Source organism: Caloramator fervidus (assembly GCF_900108045.1).
GTDB lineage: Bacteria > Bacillota > Clostridia > Clostridiales > Caloramatoraceae > Caloramator > Caloramator fervidus.
Window position 1 is genome coordinate 20,113 of record NZ_FNUK01000007.1, and the last position, 17,604, is coordinate 37,716.

The following is a 17,604-nucleotide window of genomic DNA, read 5'->3' on the forward strand; positions in this document are numbered from 1 at the left end:
TCACTCCTTAATCCAAAATGCAACTTTAGTTCTTCCATATTTTTCAGTTCTATAATTTATAAAGCATCCTATCTTTTCAGGAATAATATCTTTAACATCTAATTCCGAAACAATTAGTGTTTCATCACCAAATATACCTTCTTCAAAAATTAAATTTATTGCCTTTTCAACCATACTTTTTCCATATGGTGGATCTAAAAAAATTATATCATATTTTTTATTTATGCCCTTTAAAATCTTAAATGCATCTCCGTAAAATACTTCACTTTTTTCTTGATAATTCAAAGATTTAACATTATCCACTAAAAAACTATAAGCTAGTCTATCAAGTTCAATAAAAGTACAAAACTTTGCTCCCCTGCTTAATGCTTCTAATCCTAAATTACCAGTTCCTGCAAACATATCTAAAATATAAGAATCGGCAATTTTTTTAGAAATAATATTAAAAATAGATTCCTTAACTCTATCAGACGTAGGCCTTGTATTGAGCCCAGGAGGTGCTTTAATAATTCTACCTTTTGCTTCTCCTGTTATTATTCTCATGTTAATCCTCCTAATTCTTTTAAAATAAAGAAAAGGGAAGAAAATCTTCCCTTTTCTTTATTTTATATCAATTATTATTTTCCTGCAAGATTTCTTTCATAAGCTTCAACCATCTTCTTAACCATATATCCACCAACTGAACCACATTCCTTTGAAGTCATGTTTCCCCAGTATCCTGTTGTTGGAACTTGAACACCTATTTCATTAGCTACTTCATATTTGAATTGTTCAAGACCCTTCTTTGCTTCTGGAACTACTTTTTGATTCTTTGCCATTTTCCTCACCTCCTGTTTGTTTTCTTATTATTAATTTCTCCAGTCTTCGACATAGTATACGAGGATTATTTTGGATTTTTAGGTTTTAAAAACCATAATAAAATCAATATAAAAAAGGGATATAGAGAAAACTCTATATCCCTTTTTTATCTATATCGTGCTACCACCTTATTATTTTCTTTGTGCTAAGCTTCTTTCATAAGCTTCAACCATCTTCTTAACCATATATCCACCAACTGCACCACATTCTCTTGAAGTCATGTTTCCCCAATATCCTGTTGGTGGAACTTGAACACCTATTTCATTAGCTACTTCATATTTGAACTGTTCAAGTGCTGCCTCTGCTTCAGGAACAAGTACTCTATTCTTTGATTGAATGTTTATCATATTGTTTCACCTCCTGTTTGTTTTTCTATTATTAATTTAACCCTTATAAATAAATTTATAACAGGAAGTTTTTTCAACATTTAGTTCAAAGAAATCATATCGTCAATATTATCCAATAACTGATTTACCTTATTATTTAACTTATTATATTCTTCTTGATATAAGCTATTTTTCTCAATTAATTCCTTTGCAAGATCTCGAGTAACTTTTAATATATCAATATCTTTAAATATATTAGCTATTTTTAATTCAGGTAAACCATGTTGTTTGGTTCCAAAAAACTCTCCTGTTCCTCTGATCATTAAGTCCTTTTCTGCTATTTCAAAGCCATTATTAGTTTTTGTCATTATCTTCATTCTTTCAAGTGCCTCATCTGTCTTTGCATCTGCTATCAAAATACAATAAGATTTAAAATTGCCTCTACCAACTCTTCCTCTTAATTGATGTAGTTGTGCAAGCCCAAATCTTTCAGCATTTTCTATCACTATTATCGTAGCATTAGGCACGTTAACTCCAACTTCAACTACAGTTGTAGAAACTAAAACCTTTATCTCATTCTGTTTAAACTTCCTCATTATTTCATCTTTTTCATTAGAAGACATTTTTCCGTGTAATATTCCAATAGAGTAATCTTTTAGCAAATCATTTTTTAAGCTTTCTGCCATCTCCACAACTGACTCTGCTTCAAGTTTCTCAGATTCTTCAACTAAAGGACATATCACATATGCTTGGCGTCCCTTATCTAACTCTTTTTTTACAAATTCATAAACTTTTTCTCTCATATTAGGCCTTACAAAATAAGTCTCAACCTTTTGTCTACCTGGAGGCAATTGATCAATAATAGAAATATCCATATCTCCGTACATAAAAAGTGCTAAAGTCCTTGGAATAGGTGTTGCTGTCATAACTAAAACATGAGGATTATATCCTTTATTTACCAAAGCAGCTCTTTGTCTTACGCCAAATCTATGTTGTTCATCAGTAATAACAAGAGCAAGATTTTTAAATTCAACTTTGTCTTGCAAAAGAGCATGTGTGCCAACAACTATAGAAATATCTCCTTGAGCAATACCTTTTAATATATCTTCCTTCTCTTTTTTAGACATACTCCCAACTAGCAAAGCAACTTTTATATTCCAATATTTTAAAATTTCTGAAATTGTGGTAAAATGTTGTTCAGCCAGTATTTCTGTAGGTGCCATCAATACTCCTTGATAACCATTCATAGCACAATTAAAAAGAGCTATAACCGATATTATAGTTTTTCCTGAACCAACATCTCCCTGCAATAACCTATTCATAGGCTTATTTTTTTTCATATCAGTAAGAATTTCCCTTATAACTCTTCTTTGAGCATCAGTAAGTTCAAAAGGTAATTTTTCTTTTAGTTCTTTCATTTCTTTACATACAGGCATAGCATAGGAAGTAGTATTGTTTGAATATTTTTTCTTTAATTCAAATAATCCTAATTGTATTATTAATAATTCTTCAAATTTTAATCTATATTTTGCAGCCTCTAAAATTTCTTTATTAGCTGGAAAATGGATATTAATAAGCGCTGTTTTTATATCCAATAAATTATATATTTTTCTAATACTTTCTGGAAATATTTCTTCGACCTCTTGATCCAAATAATTTAAAGCATTTCTTATTATTTTTCTAAAAAGCTTTTGACTTATGTGTTTATTGGTAGAATATATAGGATTTATTCCTGGTAATTCCTCATAATCCTTTTCATATTGAGGATCTATCATAATAAATTCTCCTGATTGCCTTGTAACTTTACCATATAGAAATACTCTTTCTCCAATTTTAAATACATTTTTTATAAAACTTTGATTAAACCATATCCCTGAAATATATCCTGTTTCATTCTTAAATAATATTTTATTTAAAGTCCTTCCTGTTTTCGTTATCCTAGATGGATAAATTTGTACAACTTCAACTATTAAAGATACCATCTCATCATTTTTTAATAAATATATAGGCTTAATATTGGTTCTATCTTCATAATCTCTTGGAAAATAGTATATAGCATCTTTAATTGTATATATTCCTAATGAATTTAGATATTTTGCAATTTTAGGTCCAACTCCTTTTAAATATTGTATATCCATAATGTCACCTCGAATTTTTTTATTAAAAAAGGCATGCCCTAAGCATGCCCTATTCAACAGAAATAATATAATAATAAATAGGTTGTCCTCCATAGTAAACATTAACTTCTACGTGAGGATAACGTTCCTTTACATAATTTTGAATAACCATGGCATCTTCTTCACTTATTTCATTTCCATAAAATATAGAAACAAATTCACTCTGATCATCTATCATACTATCAATCAATCTAAATGTAACCTCATTAATATTTTCCCCTGAATTTATAAGTTTTCCATTATAAAGCCCAATAAAATCTCCTTCTTTAACTTCAACATCATCAATAACTGTAGTCCTAACCGCAAAAGTTACTTGACCTGTTTTTACTTTTTCTAAAGTTTCAATCATGATTTCCTTATTATCATCTACACTAGCTTCAGGATTAAAATTTATCATAGCTGTAATTCCTTGAGGTATACTCTTTGTAGGAATAACAATAACATTCTTATCAGTTAAGCTTTTAACTTGTTCTGCAGCTAAAATGATATTTTTATTGTTAGGGAAAATAAATATATTTTTTGCATTTATATTTTTTACAGCTTCAAAAATATCTTGCGTACTTGGGTTCATTGTTTGTCCACCTTCAATTACTGCATCAACACCTAATTCTTCAAAAATCTGCTTAAATCCTTCTCCATAAGCGATAGATATAAATCCATATTCTTTTTCAGCATCATCTACTTTATTTTCAAATTTAATCTCTTCTTGAGGAGTATCACTAGTTATACTTCGGTGCTGTTCCTTCATATTATCAATTTTTATTTTAATAAGTTCACCTAATTTTAATGCTTCTTCTAAAACAAGTCCAGGATTATTGGTATGAATATGCACCTTAATTAACTCATCAACTCCAACTACCACAACAGAATCTCCATAACCCAATATTTTTTCTTTAAAAACTTCTGGATCAGCATTTTTTGTTCTTATAAAAAACTCGGTGCAATAAGTAAATTTAATATTTGATGTATCTATACTATCATATTTTACTTGTTCCTTTTTATCTTCCTTAGAAAGTTTTTTAACTATGTCGCCTGCAAAAAATTTATAAAATCCTAAATAAAGTAAAGTTAATCCCTTTCCACCTGCATCTACAACTCCTGCTTGCTTTAAAACAGGTAATAATTCAGGTGTTCTATTCAATGAAACATTTGAAAACTCAAATATTTTTTGTAGAAATATTTTAAAATCATCTTCCTTTTTAGCTATTTCAATAGCTTTATCAGCAGTCTCTCTTGCAACAGTTAATATGGTTCCCTCTGTTGGCTTCATTACAGCCTTGTATGCCGTTGCTACACCTTCTTTTAATGCTTGAGCAAAATCCTTTACAGTAATTACTTCTTTTGCTTTCAAATATTTTGCAAATCCCCTTATAAGCTGAGATAATATAACTCCAGAATTTCCTCTAGCTCCCATTAAAGAACCCATTGAAATTGCATCACATACATTTTTAATATTTACATCTTGAAGTTTTTCTAATTCACTAACAGCAGATAATATAGTAGCTGACATATTAGTCCCTGTATCACCATCAGGAACAGGGAAAACATTTAACGCATTAACAGCCTCTTTATTGTTTTCCAATTCATAAGCTCCATTTATAAACATTTCTTTCAAAAGTTGCCCATCTAAATGCGTTTGTTTCAACGTTTAAACCTCCTTATTTTCAAACTCTAATATCTTGCACATAAACATTTACCTTAGATACTTTAATTCCTGTAAGATTTTCCAATGTATATTTTACTTTTTGTATAATATTTTCCGCTATTACAGGAATTTTTGTCCCATACTCAACTATTATAAATAAATCAATTATCACCTCATCATTATTGATAATAACCTTAACCCCTTTATTTAATTGCTCTTTTTTCAATAATTCCCATATGCCATCCGTTGCTCTTTTAGATGCCATTCCTACTACTCCATAACATTCAGTAGTAGCAACCCCAGCAAGCTTTGCAATAAGCTCCTCTGAGAATTCAATATATCCTAACTCGTTATATATCTTTACTGACATATTATAACCTCCTCTAAAAGGAATAACTCCTTTTTATATAAATAATTTTATATTAATTATTCTATTCCTTCAAGATAAAATCTTTTAATCTGTAAAGTAAAAATACTTTACAAAACTTCAAAGACATTATATAATATTTATTGTAGTTATCCGGTCTTGTATTGCAATGCTTTCTAATTTCTGTTAAAATAGTATAGGTTGTAAATAAAGTTTTGTTGTTAAATTAAGGAGGTGCCACAATGTCAAGAAGATGCGAAATATGCAATAAAGGTTTAGTTTTTGGTATTCAATATAGCCATTCTCATCGTAGAACAAATAGAACTTGGGCTCCAAATCTTAAAAAGGTAAAAATAATATTAAACGGAGCTCCAAAGAGAGTTTACGTTTGCACAAGATGTTTACGTTCTGGCAAAGTTCAAAGAGCATTATAAAAAAATGTGCTGCAAAGCACATTTTTTTTGTGGCAAGTTAACAATAAGGGTAGGCTTTAGCCTACCCTTATTTATTAAGAAAATACCAAGCAACACAAATCAAACCACAACCTATCAAAAGTATCCATATCCAAAATGGAATTATTATTACCAACATCATCCCTACGCCTATTCCTAATATAATAAAAGCAATTATATCTATTATTTTTATTTTTAACTTACTTTTAAGCATATACTCACCTAAATTTAAATTGATTTAAACTACTTAAAAACCTTTAATTCATTATATGATACAAACAAAACTTTTGACATCCTTTCATATTTTTTTAAAAACCAAAACTCTTCCTTTAGAAACTTTAATGTTACATCTTTCCTTAATCATTACATTAGAAACTCCTAGCGCTCTTCCAAAACAAAGATCAGTATTATTAAGTTCATATTTTAAACCGTCAGAGAACAACCCCCTAGCATCTCCATTAATCGGTAATAATGAAATAATATCTCCTATTTTCCCTTCTATGCTTATATAATCCTTACACAAGTAAATATAAAATTCATCAGTAACTATATATCCAAATACTCCTTTTTCTAAAATAAAGTTTAGCAAATGTATATTAGCTAGTGTATGATCAATTCTACCTCCTATGCCTCCTATTAAACAAATTTTTTCAGCACCTAATTCAATAGCTTTATTAATGCAGAGTTCTGTATCAGTATAATCTTTTTCAACAGGATATTTAATTATTTTTACACCTAATTTTTGATAGTAAGATAATATCTTATTATCAATAGAATCAAAATCTCCAATTAAAAAATGAGGAATAATGCCTAAATCGTAGGCATAATTCCCTCCACTATCAGCACATAATATAATGTCACAATCTTTCAATTCCATTTTTAATAAATTCTCATTAGAAAGCCTTCCATAATTAAATATCACTACTTTTTTCATTTTACTCACCAATTTCTTTAAACTTCTTTATAGTTTCTGTAACATTGTGAGAATTAAAAATAGCTGAACCTGCAACAATAACATTTGCTCCTGCCTTAACAACATCTTTTAAATTATTTAAATTAATACCTCCATCAACTTCAATGTCAACCTTTAAATTTCTTTCTTTTATAACTTTTTTAATTCTTTCTATTTTTTTCAAAGCCGAAGGTATAAATTTTTGCCCTCCAAATCCTGGATTAACACTCATTATTAACACCATATCAATTTCATCTAAAACATAATCAAAAACTTCTAAAGGAGTAGCAGGATTAATTGCAACACCTACTTTTTTCCCAAAAGATCTTATAAGATTAATAGTTCTATTTAAATGAACACATGCTTCAGCATGGACTGTAATAATATCAGCTCCTGATTTAGCAAATTGCTCTATATATTTATCAGGTTCTGTTATCATCAAATGAACATCAAATACCAAATTTGATAAAGGTCTAATTGCTTCTACAACAAGTGGTCCAATAGTTATATTAGGAACAAAATGTCCATCCATTATATCAATATGAACATAGTCTGCTCCTGCATCTTCTATAAGTTTTATTTCTTCTCCCAATTTACTAAAATTAGCTGAAAGAATAGATGGTGCAAGCTTTATCATCTGTTAGTCCTCCTAGCTTCAAAAATTTCATTTAAAAATTCTAAATAATTTTCATATCTTGACCTAGATATATTGCCTAATTCAACATTTTGTATAACCGCACATCCTTTTTCCTTAACATGCAAACAACTCGAAAACTTACATTCTGTAAGATAATCCCTAAATTCTCTAAAATCAAATTGTAATTTATGAGGTTCAATAAACGATAAATCCAATACTGAAAAACCTGGTGTATCAACAAGATAAGTTTCATCACTAATTCTAATCAATTGAGCATGCCTTGTTGTATGCCTTCCTCTACCAATTTTTTCACTAACACTTCCAGTTTGCATAACAACTTTATCTTGGAGACAATTAAAAAGTGTAGACTTCCCTACGCCTGAAGGTCCTGCAAAAACACTAATCTTGCCCTTTAAAAAATCTTTTAATTCATCAATACCTTCTTTATTTAAAGCATTAGTTTTTATAACTTTATAACCTGCTTGCGAATATATCTTATTTACTTTTTCAAATATTCCATCGTTATCTAAATCTGATTTATTAAAACACAATATACAATCTAAATTATTTTCTTCTACATGAACCAACAATCTATCAAGTAAAGTAAAACTAATATCTGGCTCTTTTAAAGCAAATACCACTACAACTTGATCTACGTTTGCAACTGGGGGTCTTATAAGCTGAGACTTTCTTTCTTTTATCTCTTTTATAAACCCTTGTCCTGAACCTATAACCTCAATTACAACTTTATCTCCAACTAAGGGAACAATATTATCCTTTCTAAACTTTCCTCTTGCTCTACATTCTATAGTCTGACCATCAGGTAATTCAACATAATAAAATCCTGCAATTCCTTTAACAATTATACCCTCTTGCATAATTCCCTCCTTTATTATTCATTATTATTATTTTCTTGTTCTTGTAAAGAATCATCTAATTTATTTACAACAACATCTATAACTGTTCCTTGTTTAACTTCAACTCCATCAGCAACACTTTGCATTATTATTTGTCCATCCTTATAATTGGGATCATATCCATATTTTACATCCCCACGCTTTAAACCTAAAGATTTTAAAACACTATCAGCTTGACTTAAGGTCATACCAAGTATATTAGGAACTTTTACTATTTTTATCTGTGGGCCTTCACTAATAACTAAATTAATTGATGTTCCTTCCTTAACGCTCATTCCATGTTCAGGTGACTGACTAATAATACATCCTTTAGGAATAGTATCGCTATACTGTTTATCAATATTTCCTATAGTTAATTTATTATTTCTTATTAATGTTTCAGCAGAAATTAAATCTAACCCTTTTAAATCAGGAACAGATATTAATTTTGGTCCCGAGCTTATTATAACTTTAACTACAGTATTTTCTTTTACAGTCATACCTTGTTCTGGAATTGTAGAAATTACAGTCCCTTCAGGTAAATCACTATTTTGAGTGGAATCAATCTCCATAATCAAGTTGTTTTCAGATAATATTTTCCTTGCTTGCTCTTGAGACATACCAACTACATTAGGAACCTTTACATCCTTAACTGCAAAAAACTTATTAAATGCATAATATCCAAATGCAGCAATTATAATAAAAATTAGTAATATATATCCTAATAGCCATATATTACGCTTTCTTTTAGTTTTTGACTTTATCTTATCTAATTCCTCATTAATACTTTCATGAGGAATAATTCTAGTTTTAGCTATATCATCATTATTATTATACAAAGATGAATGAGGATTTTGTAAAGCCCTATTAATATCTTCTAATAATTCTTTTGCATTTTGATATCTTTTTGTCATATCCTTTTGCATCATCTTAACTACTATATCATTAACAGCTTGAGGAATATTAGGTTCAAAATGTAATGGCTCTACAACATCATCTTGAATATGTTTTAATGCTATTGTTATAGGACTTTCAGCATCATAAGGAGGTCTTCCTACTAACATTTCATATAATACAACTCCTAAAGAGTAAATATCTGTTCTGTGATCACTAAATCCACCTCGAGCTTGTTCAGGAGATAAATAGTGAACAGATCCTAATACTTTTCCAGTATTAGTTACTGTATTAGCTGTTGAAGCCCTTGCTATTCCAAAATCAGTAACTTTAACAATATTATCTTCTGTAATTAAAATATTATGGGGTTTAATATCTCTATGAACAACTCCATTTTTGTGGGCATGATCTAATGCTAAAGCTATTTGATATGTTATTTTTAAAGCTTCGTCATACTTAATTTTTCCTTTTTCTTTTATATAATCTTTTAATGTTTTTCCTTTAATGTATTCCATTACTATATAATTTAAGCCTTCATCTTCACCTACATCATAAATACTAACTATATTAGGATGGGATAAACTAGCAGCAGCTAAAGATTCTCTCTTAAACTTTGATACAAACTCAAAATCAGTAGCGAATTCTGGCCTTAAAATTTTTACTGCTACATATCTATTTAATGTAAAATCTTTTGCCTTATATACTAAGGCCATTCCTCCATCTCCAATTTTTTCTAATAGAATGTATCTATTATTAAGTATCTTGCCGCTAAATTCATTCATCTCCCATCCTCCTTTCTTGCAATAACAACAGAAATGTTATCCGATCCTCCTCTTTCATTAGCCATCTCTATTAAAGCTTCTACAGCATTTTCTTTTTCTTTCTTTACTATTTCAAAAATTTCCTCATTAGTCAAATACGAAGTAAGACCATCTGTGCAAAGAAGAATTAAATCATCTTTATTAATCTCAACCTCCGTGATATCTACAACAATATTTTCCTCTAAACCAATTGCCCTTGTAATTAAATTTTTTTGTGGATGAGTTTGAGCCTCTATCTCAGTTATTGTTCCATTTTTTACTAATTGTTGAACATAAGAATGATCTTCAGTTAGTTTTTTTATTCCATCATCATTAATTAAATAAGCTCTACTATCTCCTACATGTCCAATATACGCTTTATTCGAAAGCATAAGACAACATGTTAATGTTGTTCCCATACCATTTAATTGTTGCATGCTTTTTGACTTTTCAAATACTTCATTATTTGCTTTTAACATAGCATCTCTAAGAAGCTCAGATTTATCTTCATATTCATTATAATATCTAAATATAAATTCCCTTAGAGCTATCGCTGCCGTTTTACTTGCAATTTCTCCAGCATTATGTCCTCCCATGCCATCTGCAACAGCTATTAAAACATAATTATTAGATTTTAAAGTAACAATATAATCTTCATTTAATTTTCTTGTCTTGCCTATATCAGTTTTACATTTAATATACACAAAACCACCCCTTAAGTGATGTATCTTCTTCTTAATTGTCCACAGGCGGCATCTATTTCTGTTCCTAATTCCCTTCTAATTGTAACATTAATTCCATTTTTATCTAATATGTTTTTAAATATTTCTATCTTGCTTTTTTCAGGTCTTTCAAAATTTCTCTCACTTACTGGATTAACTGGAATTATATTAACGTGGCACAACAAGCCTTTAAGCTTTTTTGCTAATTCCTCGGCATGTTCAATAGAGTCATTTATTCCTTTTATCAGAGCATACTCAAATGTAATTCTTCTATTAGTTTTCTCAATATAATATCTACATGCTTCTAATAAATCTTCAAAACTATATCTATAAGCAATAGGCATTATTTTTTTTCTAACTTCATCATTAGGAGCATGCAAAGAAATAGCTAAAGTTATTTGTAATTTTAAATCCGCTAACCGTTTTATCTCAGGAACTAATCCACATGTTGAAATTGTAATATGCCTCATTCCTATATTCAATCCTTCTTTACTGTTGACAATTTGCAAAAATTTTATAACATTATCAAAATTATCTAGTGGTTCGCCTGTTCCCATAAGAACTATGTTAGATAATTTTATATTTTGATCTTTTATTATGGTTAATACTTCTCCTAACATTTCACCTGCAGTCAAATTTCTAAGTTTACCACCAATAGTAGAAGCACAAAAAATACATCCCATACTACATCCTGCCTGAGTAGAAATGCATACTGAGTTCCCATATGAATAACGCATTAAAACCGCTTCAATTAAATTACCATCTAAAAGTTTAAGCAAATACTTTACTGTCCCATCTGACGACTCTTGCTTATTTACTATTTCCATGTTTTTTATTAAAAAAACTTCCTTTAACTTTTCTCTCAACTTTTTAGGTAAATCTGTCATTTCTTCAAAATTTTCAACACCTAAATTTATCCATTTGTAAATTTGCTTAGCTCTAAATTTTTGTTCTCCCATTTGAATTATTGTATCTTCAAGCTCCTTTAACGTCAAATCTCTAATTTGTATCATAACTATCACCACAACCTTTTTAATTTACATATAAAAAATCCATCAGTATCATGTAAATTGGGATATAATCTTAAATAATAATCATTTTTTATAAACAATTTATCACAAACAAAATTACTTATGTCAACTAATTCAAAATTCTTATTTTCATCCAAAAAATCTTCTATTATATCTTCATTTTCTTCTTTTGTAATTGTACATGTACTATATACAATTTCTCCACCAATTTTAACATACTTCGAAGCATTATTTAACAACACTTTTTGAATCTTCGTCAATTCAAAGATATCTTCTTCTTTTATATTCCACCTAATTTCTGGTTTCTTTCTTAAAAGTCCTAAACCAGAACAAGGTGCATCTAGCAAGATCTTATCAAAGCTATCATTTAATTCTTCCATATACACAGTTGCATCTTTTAAAACAGGCTTTATTATATTAATACCAAGCCTTTTAGCATTATCTAAAATTAGATTTATCTTATGTTTATATATATCAAAAGCAACTATTTCACCTTTATTTTTCATAAGCTGTGCCAAATGTGTCGTTTTTCCTCCTGGAGCAGCACACATATCTAAAATTTTTTGACCAGGTAATGGATTTAATACCTTTGATGTTAACATAGAACCTTGATCTTGTATAAAAAAAAGTCCTTCAATGAACTCAGGAACCTTTTCTAAATGTCCAATATCCTCTAATATTAAACATTCTTCTAAAATACCATCATATACCTTAATACCCCTATTTAAAAGTTTTTCTCTTAAATTATCCTTTGATATTTTTAAAGTATTAACTCTTATAGTAAGCTTAGGCGGCTGATTATTTGCCATCATTAATTCTTCTAAAAATTCTTGATTAAATAATTTGGTAAAATACCTTACAAGCCATTCTGGATGGGAATATTTAATTGACATAAACTTTATAGGATCACTCTCATTTATTACGTTAAAACTTTCTTTATTTCTTAGTATATTTCTTAAAACACCATTAACAAAACCAGATAATTTGGGAAATTTTGCTTTACAAATATCTACAGACTGGTTTACAGCTGCAAAATCTGGTATTTTGTCCATAAAAAAAATCTGATAAACAGCTATTCTTATACAATTCAATGCCCATAAATTAACAGTATCTATATTTCTATTTAAAAAAGATTGAATAAAATAATCTATCCTTAATTTCCATCTAACAGTTCCATATAATACCTCAGTAGCAAAAGCTCTATCAAGAGAAGTTAAATCATATTTTTTAAAATACTGATTTAATTTAATATTGGAAAAAGCTTTGTTTTCCTCAATTTCAGTAAGCACTTTAACAACAATGAATCTTGCCTTATCCTTCATACGCTCCTCCTAATCTCTATCCCTTGTAATAAATAAAAGTCTCAAAAGCTGAGATATAGCCATTAAAGTTGCAGCTACATAAGTAAGGGCAGCAGCATTTAATACCTTCCTAGCGCCTCTAATTTCATCATCAAATAAAATACCATTTGCATCGAGTTCAACAAGTGCCCTCGAACTTGCATTAAATTCAACTGGCAAAGTTACTATTTGAAATAATACAACCGCAGTAAAAAGTAAAACTCCAAGCCTTGCAAGCCCCATAGCCCCTATAAATAATCCTAATAAAATCAATATCCATGATAAATTTGAACCTATATTAGCAACAGGGACTAATGAATTTCTAACAATTAAAGGAGTATATCCTACTTGATGCTGTATAGCATGCCCTGCTTCATGGGCTGCAACTCCAATTGAAGCTATTGAATTACCATAATAAACATCCTCAGACAATCTTAATACCCTTTGAGAAGGATCATAATGGTCTGTAAGCCTTCCTGGTATAACAATAATAGGAACATCATAAAGTCCATTTCTATCAAGAATAATTCTTGCTGCCTCAGCTCCTGTCAATCCTCTTAAAGATCTTACCTTAAGATACCTTGAAAAAGTAGCTTGAATTTTAGTTTGGGCATAAAAAGTTAATAAAAGAGCAGGTATTAAAAATACAAAGGTAGGATCATAATAACCAAAGTACATAATTATCCTCCTTATTTTAATAATTTACCTTTTTCTAATTTATGCCCATTCAAATAAGCTTCAACACTCATTCTTTTACCACCAACTTCTTGAAGTTCTGTTATTATTAAAGTTCCTTTTTGGCAGGCTACTTCTATTCCATCTTTTGACACATTTAATATCCTTCCAGGTTGTTCACATATATTATTATTTCCAATTTTAATTTTCCATATTTTTATCATGTTATTATCATAAAAAGTATAAGCTCCTGGCCAAGGTAAAAGCCCTCTTATTAAATTATATATCTTCTCATTTTCTTGATTCCAATTAATATGTCCCATTTCTTTATTAAGCATAGGTGCATAACTTGCTAACCTATCATCTTGTTTTTGTGGAAATATTTCTCCCTTTTCAATTTTTTCTAAAGTCTCTAAAAGAAGATCTGCTCCAAGCTCCATAAGCCTATCATGCAGTTCTCCAGCAGTTTCATCTTCTCTTATATCTATTTCTCTTTTCAACAACATATCTCCTGTATCTAAACCTTCATCCATAAGCATAGTTGTAATACCTGTCTTTTTAAATCCATTTATAATAGCCCAATTGATAGGTGCTGCACCTCTAAGTTGTGGTAAAAGTGAAGCATGAACATTTATACATCCATATTTAGGTAAAGTAAGTATATCTTTAGGTAATATTTGACCATAAGCAACAACAACAATAACATCAGGATTAAAACCTTTTATTATGTTTATAACTTCCTCATTATTTTTTAATCTTTCAGGTTGATAAACAGGAATATCATGCTTTATTGCAACTTCCTTTACAGGAGTAAATTGAACTTTTTGTCCTCTTCCTCTTGGTTTGTCCGGCTGAGTAAATACGGCAACCACATCATGTTTATTAATAAGCTTTTGTAAAGTAGGAACAGCAAAATCTGGTGTTCCCATAAATATTACTTTCATTTCATCACCTCTTGTGTTTCTAATCTATCAATATATAAAACACCATTTAAATGGTCTATCTCATGGCATAAAGCCCTTGCAAAAAAATCTTCAGCTTCAATAATAACTTCTTTTCCTTTTTCGTTTAAAGCTTTAACCTTAATCTTTTTTGGTCTTTTAACAAATCCACTTCTATTTGGTATACTAAGACATGCTTCTTCGTCAATTTGTTCTCCCTCTTCATAAATTATCTCAGGATTAATTAGTTTATATAATCCTTCACCAATGTCTACCACTATAACTCTTTTCAATATTCCTACTTGAGGAGCTGCAAGTCCTACCCCATTTGCCTCATACATAGTATCCACCATATCTTCAATTAAGGTTAAAATTCTTTGATCTATTTTTTCAACAGGTTTACTTATCTTTCTTAACACTTCATCACCTAATGTTCTTATTTTTCTAATTGCCATAAAAATCCCTCCTAATCATAACATACTTACTGGGTTAATATCCATCGTAAAAGAGATGTTACTACTATTTAACAAATTATACACTATTTGATATATATTAGCATAATATTTTTTTACATTACCCTTAATAACAAAATTCCACCTAAAAACATTCTTAATTTTTGAAATATAACACGGCGAAGGCCCTAAAAATTCTATGTCCTTACTTGTTGTCATATCATTAAAATATTGGGCTAGTTCATGAGACTTTTTAATAAGCTCTTGTTCATTTTGAGAAGTTAGTAGCAAATATAGTATATCTGTAAAAGGAGGATTATTCATCAATTGTCTCATTTTTATTTCATATTCATAAAAACTTTTGTAATCATGAAAACTTGCAAATTGAATAACTGGATTTTCAGGTTCATAAGTTTGAATAATAACTTTTCCTGATTTTTCCCCTCTTCCTGCTCTACCTGAAACTTGAGAAATCAATTGAAAAGCTCTTTCTGCAGCTTTATAATCAGGTAAATTAAGGATAGTATCTATTGCTATTATTCCAACAAGAGTTACATTTTTAAAATCCATTCCTTTTGCTATCATTTGCGTTCCAATAAGAATATCTGCATCTCCATTTTTAAAAGCTCTATATATATCCTCATGAGCTCCTTTATACCTTGTAGTATCCATATCCATTCTTAATACACGTGCTTTGGGGAAATACTTTTTTATTTCAGTTTCAACTTTTTCTGTTCCTGCACCAAAATACTTAATATATTGGCTTTTACATTTTGGACACTTACTTGGTATTATATAATTTTTACCACAGTAATGACAACTTAAAGAATTATTATAATAATGGTACGTCAAAGTAATATCACAATCTAAACACTTTGCAACATAACCACAAGCTCTACATGATACAAAAGTAGAATGTCCTCTTCTGTTTATAAATAAAATAATCTGATTTCTTTGCTCTAAATTTAAGGCTATTTCCTCTAGTAAAACTTGGCTAAATACACTCCTGTTTCCTTTTTTAAGTTCACTTCTCATATCAACAATGTTTACTTGTGGTAAAACTCCTTTATTAGCCCGTTTATGTATTTCAACTAAATTATATTCACCATTTTTAGCTTTAAAATAGCTTTCTATAGAAGGAGTTGCTGAACCAAGTATCAATAAACCATTAACGTTTTCCAATCTAAGCTTTGCTATATCTCGTGCATCATATTTAGGAGTAATTTCTGATTTGTAAGTATGTTCATGCTCTTCATCAACAATTATTAACTTTAAATTTTTAACAGGAGCAAATACAGCAGAACGAGCTCCTATTACAATTTGGGCTTCACCTTTATATATTCTTCTCCACTCATCATATCTCTCTCCATCAGATAACCTACTATGAAGTACGGCTATTTTATCGCCAAATCTTCCTTTAAACCTTTCTACAGTTTGAGGAGTTAGAGAAATTTCTGGAATCAAAACAATAGCTCCATAACCCTCTAATAAAAATTTTTCAATTAAATTAATATATATTTCTGTTTTACCAGAACCTGTAACTCCAAAAAGCAAAGTTACTCTTTTACCGTTTCTATAAGCACTTAAAATATTATCTATTGCATTTTCTTGCTCTTGGTTAAGCACAACTTTTTCATAAACATAATTATCCTTTATAGGGTTTCTATAAACTTCTACATATTCTTTTAAGATTAAGCCTTTATTTAAAAGTGCTTTTAAAGTAGAAGAACTTACATTTAAAGTATCAACTAACTCTTTTAATAAAACAAATTCTTGTCTTTTTAATAAAACCTCTAATACAGAAATTTGTTTTTCTAATCTTTTGTTTTGTTTATTTTTTTCTATAAACTCCCTAACAATAAATTCATCTGTAACTTTAATCACTACTTCCTTTTTAGGTTTTACAACTTTATTTAAAACTTCTTTTACGTCAATAATACCTTTTTTATATAATTTAATAAGCTGAGTTTTTTTTATTTTTTTATTAATAAGCCTTTCAATCTTTTCTAATTGTATATAATCATTTTTTAAATAATTTAAAAAATCATATTCATCAGTATAAATCTCATCAAAATTTAATCTCTTTATTAATACTGTTCTTTTTAAGTTAGAAAAAGGAAGAAACAACTTAATAGCATCATAATAAGAACATAGATAAATATTACTAATTTGCTTAGCTAAATCTAAAGTGCTGTTATCAATTATAATATCCTCATCTAAAATATCATAAATATATTTTAAATTTTCGCCTTCAGAATATTCTTTAATATCTACTACAATGCCATCTATTAGCTTATTTCCTAATCCAAAAGGAACTATTACCCTCATCCCTACTTTTATAATATCTTCCATATCCTCAGAAATCATGTAATCAAATTTTTTATCTAGCTCTTTAACACTTGTATTTATTACAACAGAGGCAATTTTCAAATTTAACCC

At 29.1% G+C, this 17,604-nt stretch carries 19 protein-coding genes; 1 reads left to right on the top strand and 18 read right to left on the bottom strand.

Annotated features, from left to right (window positions below; all coding sequences use genetic code 11):
- The 6 genes from rsmD to C4R78_RS03575 all read right to left on the bottom strand — a co-directional run bounded on the left by rsmD (position 1) and on the right by C4R78_RS03575 (position 5,376).
- Entirely contained in the window at positions 1-543 is a 543-nt protein-coding gene (gene rsmD / locus C4R78_RS03550; RefSeq protein ID WP_103895729.1) for a 16S rRNA (guanine(966)-N(2))-methyltransferase RsmD, read from the bottom strand.
- Between the two features lie 74 nt (positions 544-617).
- Positions 618-818 carry an alpha/beta-type small acid-soluble spore protein gene (locus tag C4R78_RS03555; RefSeq protein ID WP_103895730.1) on the bottom strand — a complete coding sequence of 67 codons (201 nt, stop codon included), beginning with the start codon at positions 816-818 and terminating at the stop codon, positions 618-620.
- 171 nt (positions 819-989) lie between these two features.
- The gene (locus C4R78_RS03560; RefSeq protein WP_103895731.1) at positions 990-1,205 is read right to left on the bottom strand and encodes an alpha/beta-type small acid-soluble spore protein; all 216 of its coding nucleotides are present in this window, start codon (positions 1,203-1,205) and stop codon (positions 990-992) included.
- A gap of 80 nt (positions 1,206-1,285) precedes the next feature.
- Complete coding sequence (gene recG, locus C4R78_RS03565) at positions 1,286-3,322, bottom strand: ATP-dependent DNA helicase RecG (RefSeq protein ID WP_103895784.1); 2,037 nt, start codon at positions 3,320-3,322, stop codon at positions 1,286-1,288.
- A 49-nt stretch (positions 3,323-3,371) separates the two neighbouring features.
- Positions 3,372-5,006 carry a DAK2 domain-containing protein gene (locus tag C4R78_RS03570; RefSeq protein WP_103895732.1) on the bottom strand — a complete coding sequence of 545 codons (1,635 nt, stop codon included), beginning with the start codon at positions 5,004-5,006 and terminating at the stop codon, positions 3,372-3,374.
- A 19-nt stretch (positions 5,007-5,025) separates the two neighbouring features.
- On the bottom strand, positions 5,026-5,376 hold the full coding sequence (locus tag C4R78_RS03575; RefSeq protein WP_103895733.1) for an Asp23/Gls24 family envelope stress response protein: 351 nt from the start codon (positions 5,374-5,376) through the stop codon (positions 5,026-5,028).
- A 239-nt stretch (positions 5,377-5,615) separates the two neighbouring features.
- On the opposite strand from C4R78_RS03575, the gene rpmB reads away from it, so the two are divergent.
- Complete coding sequence (gene rpmB / locus C4R78_RS03580) at positions 5,616-5,807, top strand: 50S ribosomal protein L28 (RefSeq protein WP_103895734.1); 192 nt, start codon at positions 5,616-5,618, stop codon at positions 5,805-5,807.
- Between the two features lie 67 nt (positions 5,808-5,874).
- Here the strand turns inward: rpmB and C4R78_RS09430 are convergent, their stop codons facing one another.
- The 12 genes from C4R78_RS09430 to priA all read right to left on the bottom strand — a co-directional run bounded on the left by C4R78_RS09430 (position 5,875) and on the right by priA (position 17,595).
- Positions 5,875-6,039 carry a hypothetical protein gene (locus tag C4R78_RS09430; RefSeq protein ID WP_173689740.1) on the bottom strand — a complete coding sequence of 55 codons (165 nt, stop codon included), beginning with the start codon at positions 6,037-6,039 and terminating at the stop codon, positions 5,875-5,877.
- Between the two features lie 84 nt (positions 6,040-6,123).
- Positions 6,124-6,759: a thiamine diphosphokinase gene (locus tag C4R78_RS03585; protein ID WP_103895735.1), complete on the bottom strand. Its 636-nt coding sequence runs from the start codon at positions 6,757-6,759 to the stop codon at positions 6,124-6,126.
- Between the two features lies 1 nt (position 6,760).
- A complete protein-coding gene (rpe, locus tag C4R78_RS03590; RefSeq protein ID WP_103895736.1) occupies positions 6,761-7,414 on the bottom strand; it encodes a ribulose-phosphate 3-epimerase in 654 nt (217 codons plus the stop codon).
- Complete coding sequence (gene rsgA, locus C4R78_RS03595; RefSeq protein ID WP_103895737.1) at positions 7,411-8,292, bottom strand: ribosome small subunit-dependent GTPase A; 882 nt, start codon at positions 8,290-8,292, stop codon at positions 7,411-7,413. Before rsgA ends, rpe begins: the two co-directional genes overlap by 4 nt.
- 14 nt (positions 8,293-8,306) lie before the next feature.
- Complete coding sequence (gene pknB, locus C4R78_RS03600) at positions 8,307-9,986, bottom strand: Stk1 family PASTA domain-containing Ser/Thr kinase (protein WP_103895738.1); 1,680 nt, start codon at positions 9,984-9,986, stop codon at positions 8,307-8,309.
- Positions 9,983-10,708 carry a Stp1/IreP family PP2C-type Ser/Thr phosphatase gene (locus C4R78_RS03605; protein ID WP_159945785.1) on the bottom strand — a complete coding sequence of 242 codons (726 nt, stop codon included), beginning with the start codon at positions 10,706-10,708 and terminating at the stop codon, positions 9,983-9,985. The genes pknB and C4R78_RS03605 overlap by 4 nt, the downstream gene beginning before the upstream one ends.
- An 11-nt stretch (positions 10,709-10,719) precedes the next feature.
- Positions 10,720-11,739 (bottom strand): dual-specificity RNA methyltransferase RlmN, encoded by a 1,020-nt coding sequence (gene rlmN, locus C4R78_RS03610; RefSeq protein WP_103895740.1) that lies wholly within the window; start codon positions 11,737-11,739, stop codon positions 10,720-10,722.
- A gap of 5 nt (positions 11,740-11,744) precedes the next feature.
- On the bottom strand, positions 11,745-13,079 hold the full coding sequence (rsmB, locus tag C4R78_RS03615; RefSeq protein ID WP_103895741.1) for a 16S rRNA (cytosine(967)-C(5))-methyltransferase RsmB: 1,335 nt from the start codon (positions 13,077-13,079) through the stop codon (positions 11,745-11,747).
- A 9-nt stretch (positions 13,080-13,088) separates the two neighbouring features.
- Complete coding sequence (locus tag C4R78_RS03620) at positions 13,089-13,775, bottom strand: zinc metallopeptidase (protein ID WP_103895742.1); 687 nt, start codon at positions 13,773-13,775, stop codon at positions 13,089-13,091.
- 11 nt (positions 13,776-13,786) lie between these two features.
- Positions 13,787-14,716 (bottom strand): methionyl-tRNA formyltransferase, encoded by a 930-nt coding sequence (fmt, locus tag C4R78_RS03625; protein WP_103895743.1) that lies wholly within the window; start codon positions 14,714-14,716, stop codon positions 13,787-13,789.
- On the bottom strand, positions 14,713-15,168 hold the full coding sequence (def, locus tag C4R78_RS03630; RefSeq protein ID WP_103895744.1) for a peptide deformylase: 456 nt from the start codon (positions 15,166-15,168) through the stop codon (positions 14,713-14,715). The genes fmt and def overlap by 4 nt, the downstream gene beginning before the upstream one ends.
- Positions 15,169-15,183: 15 nt before the next feature.
- On the bottom strand, positions 15,184-17,595 hold the full coding sequence (gene priA / locus C4R78_RS03635) for a primosomal protein N' (protein WP_103895745.1): 2,412 nt from the start codon (positions 17,593-17,595) through the stop codon (positions 15,184-15,186).
- Positions 17,596-17,604 lie beyond the last annotated feature (9 nt).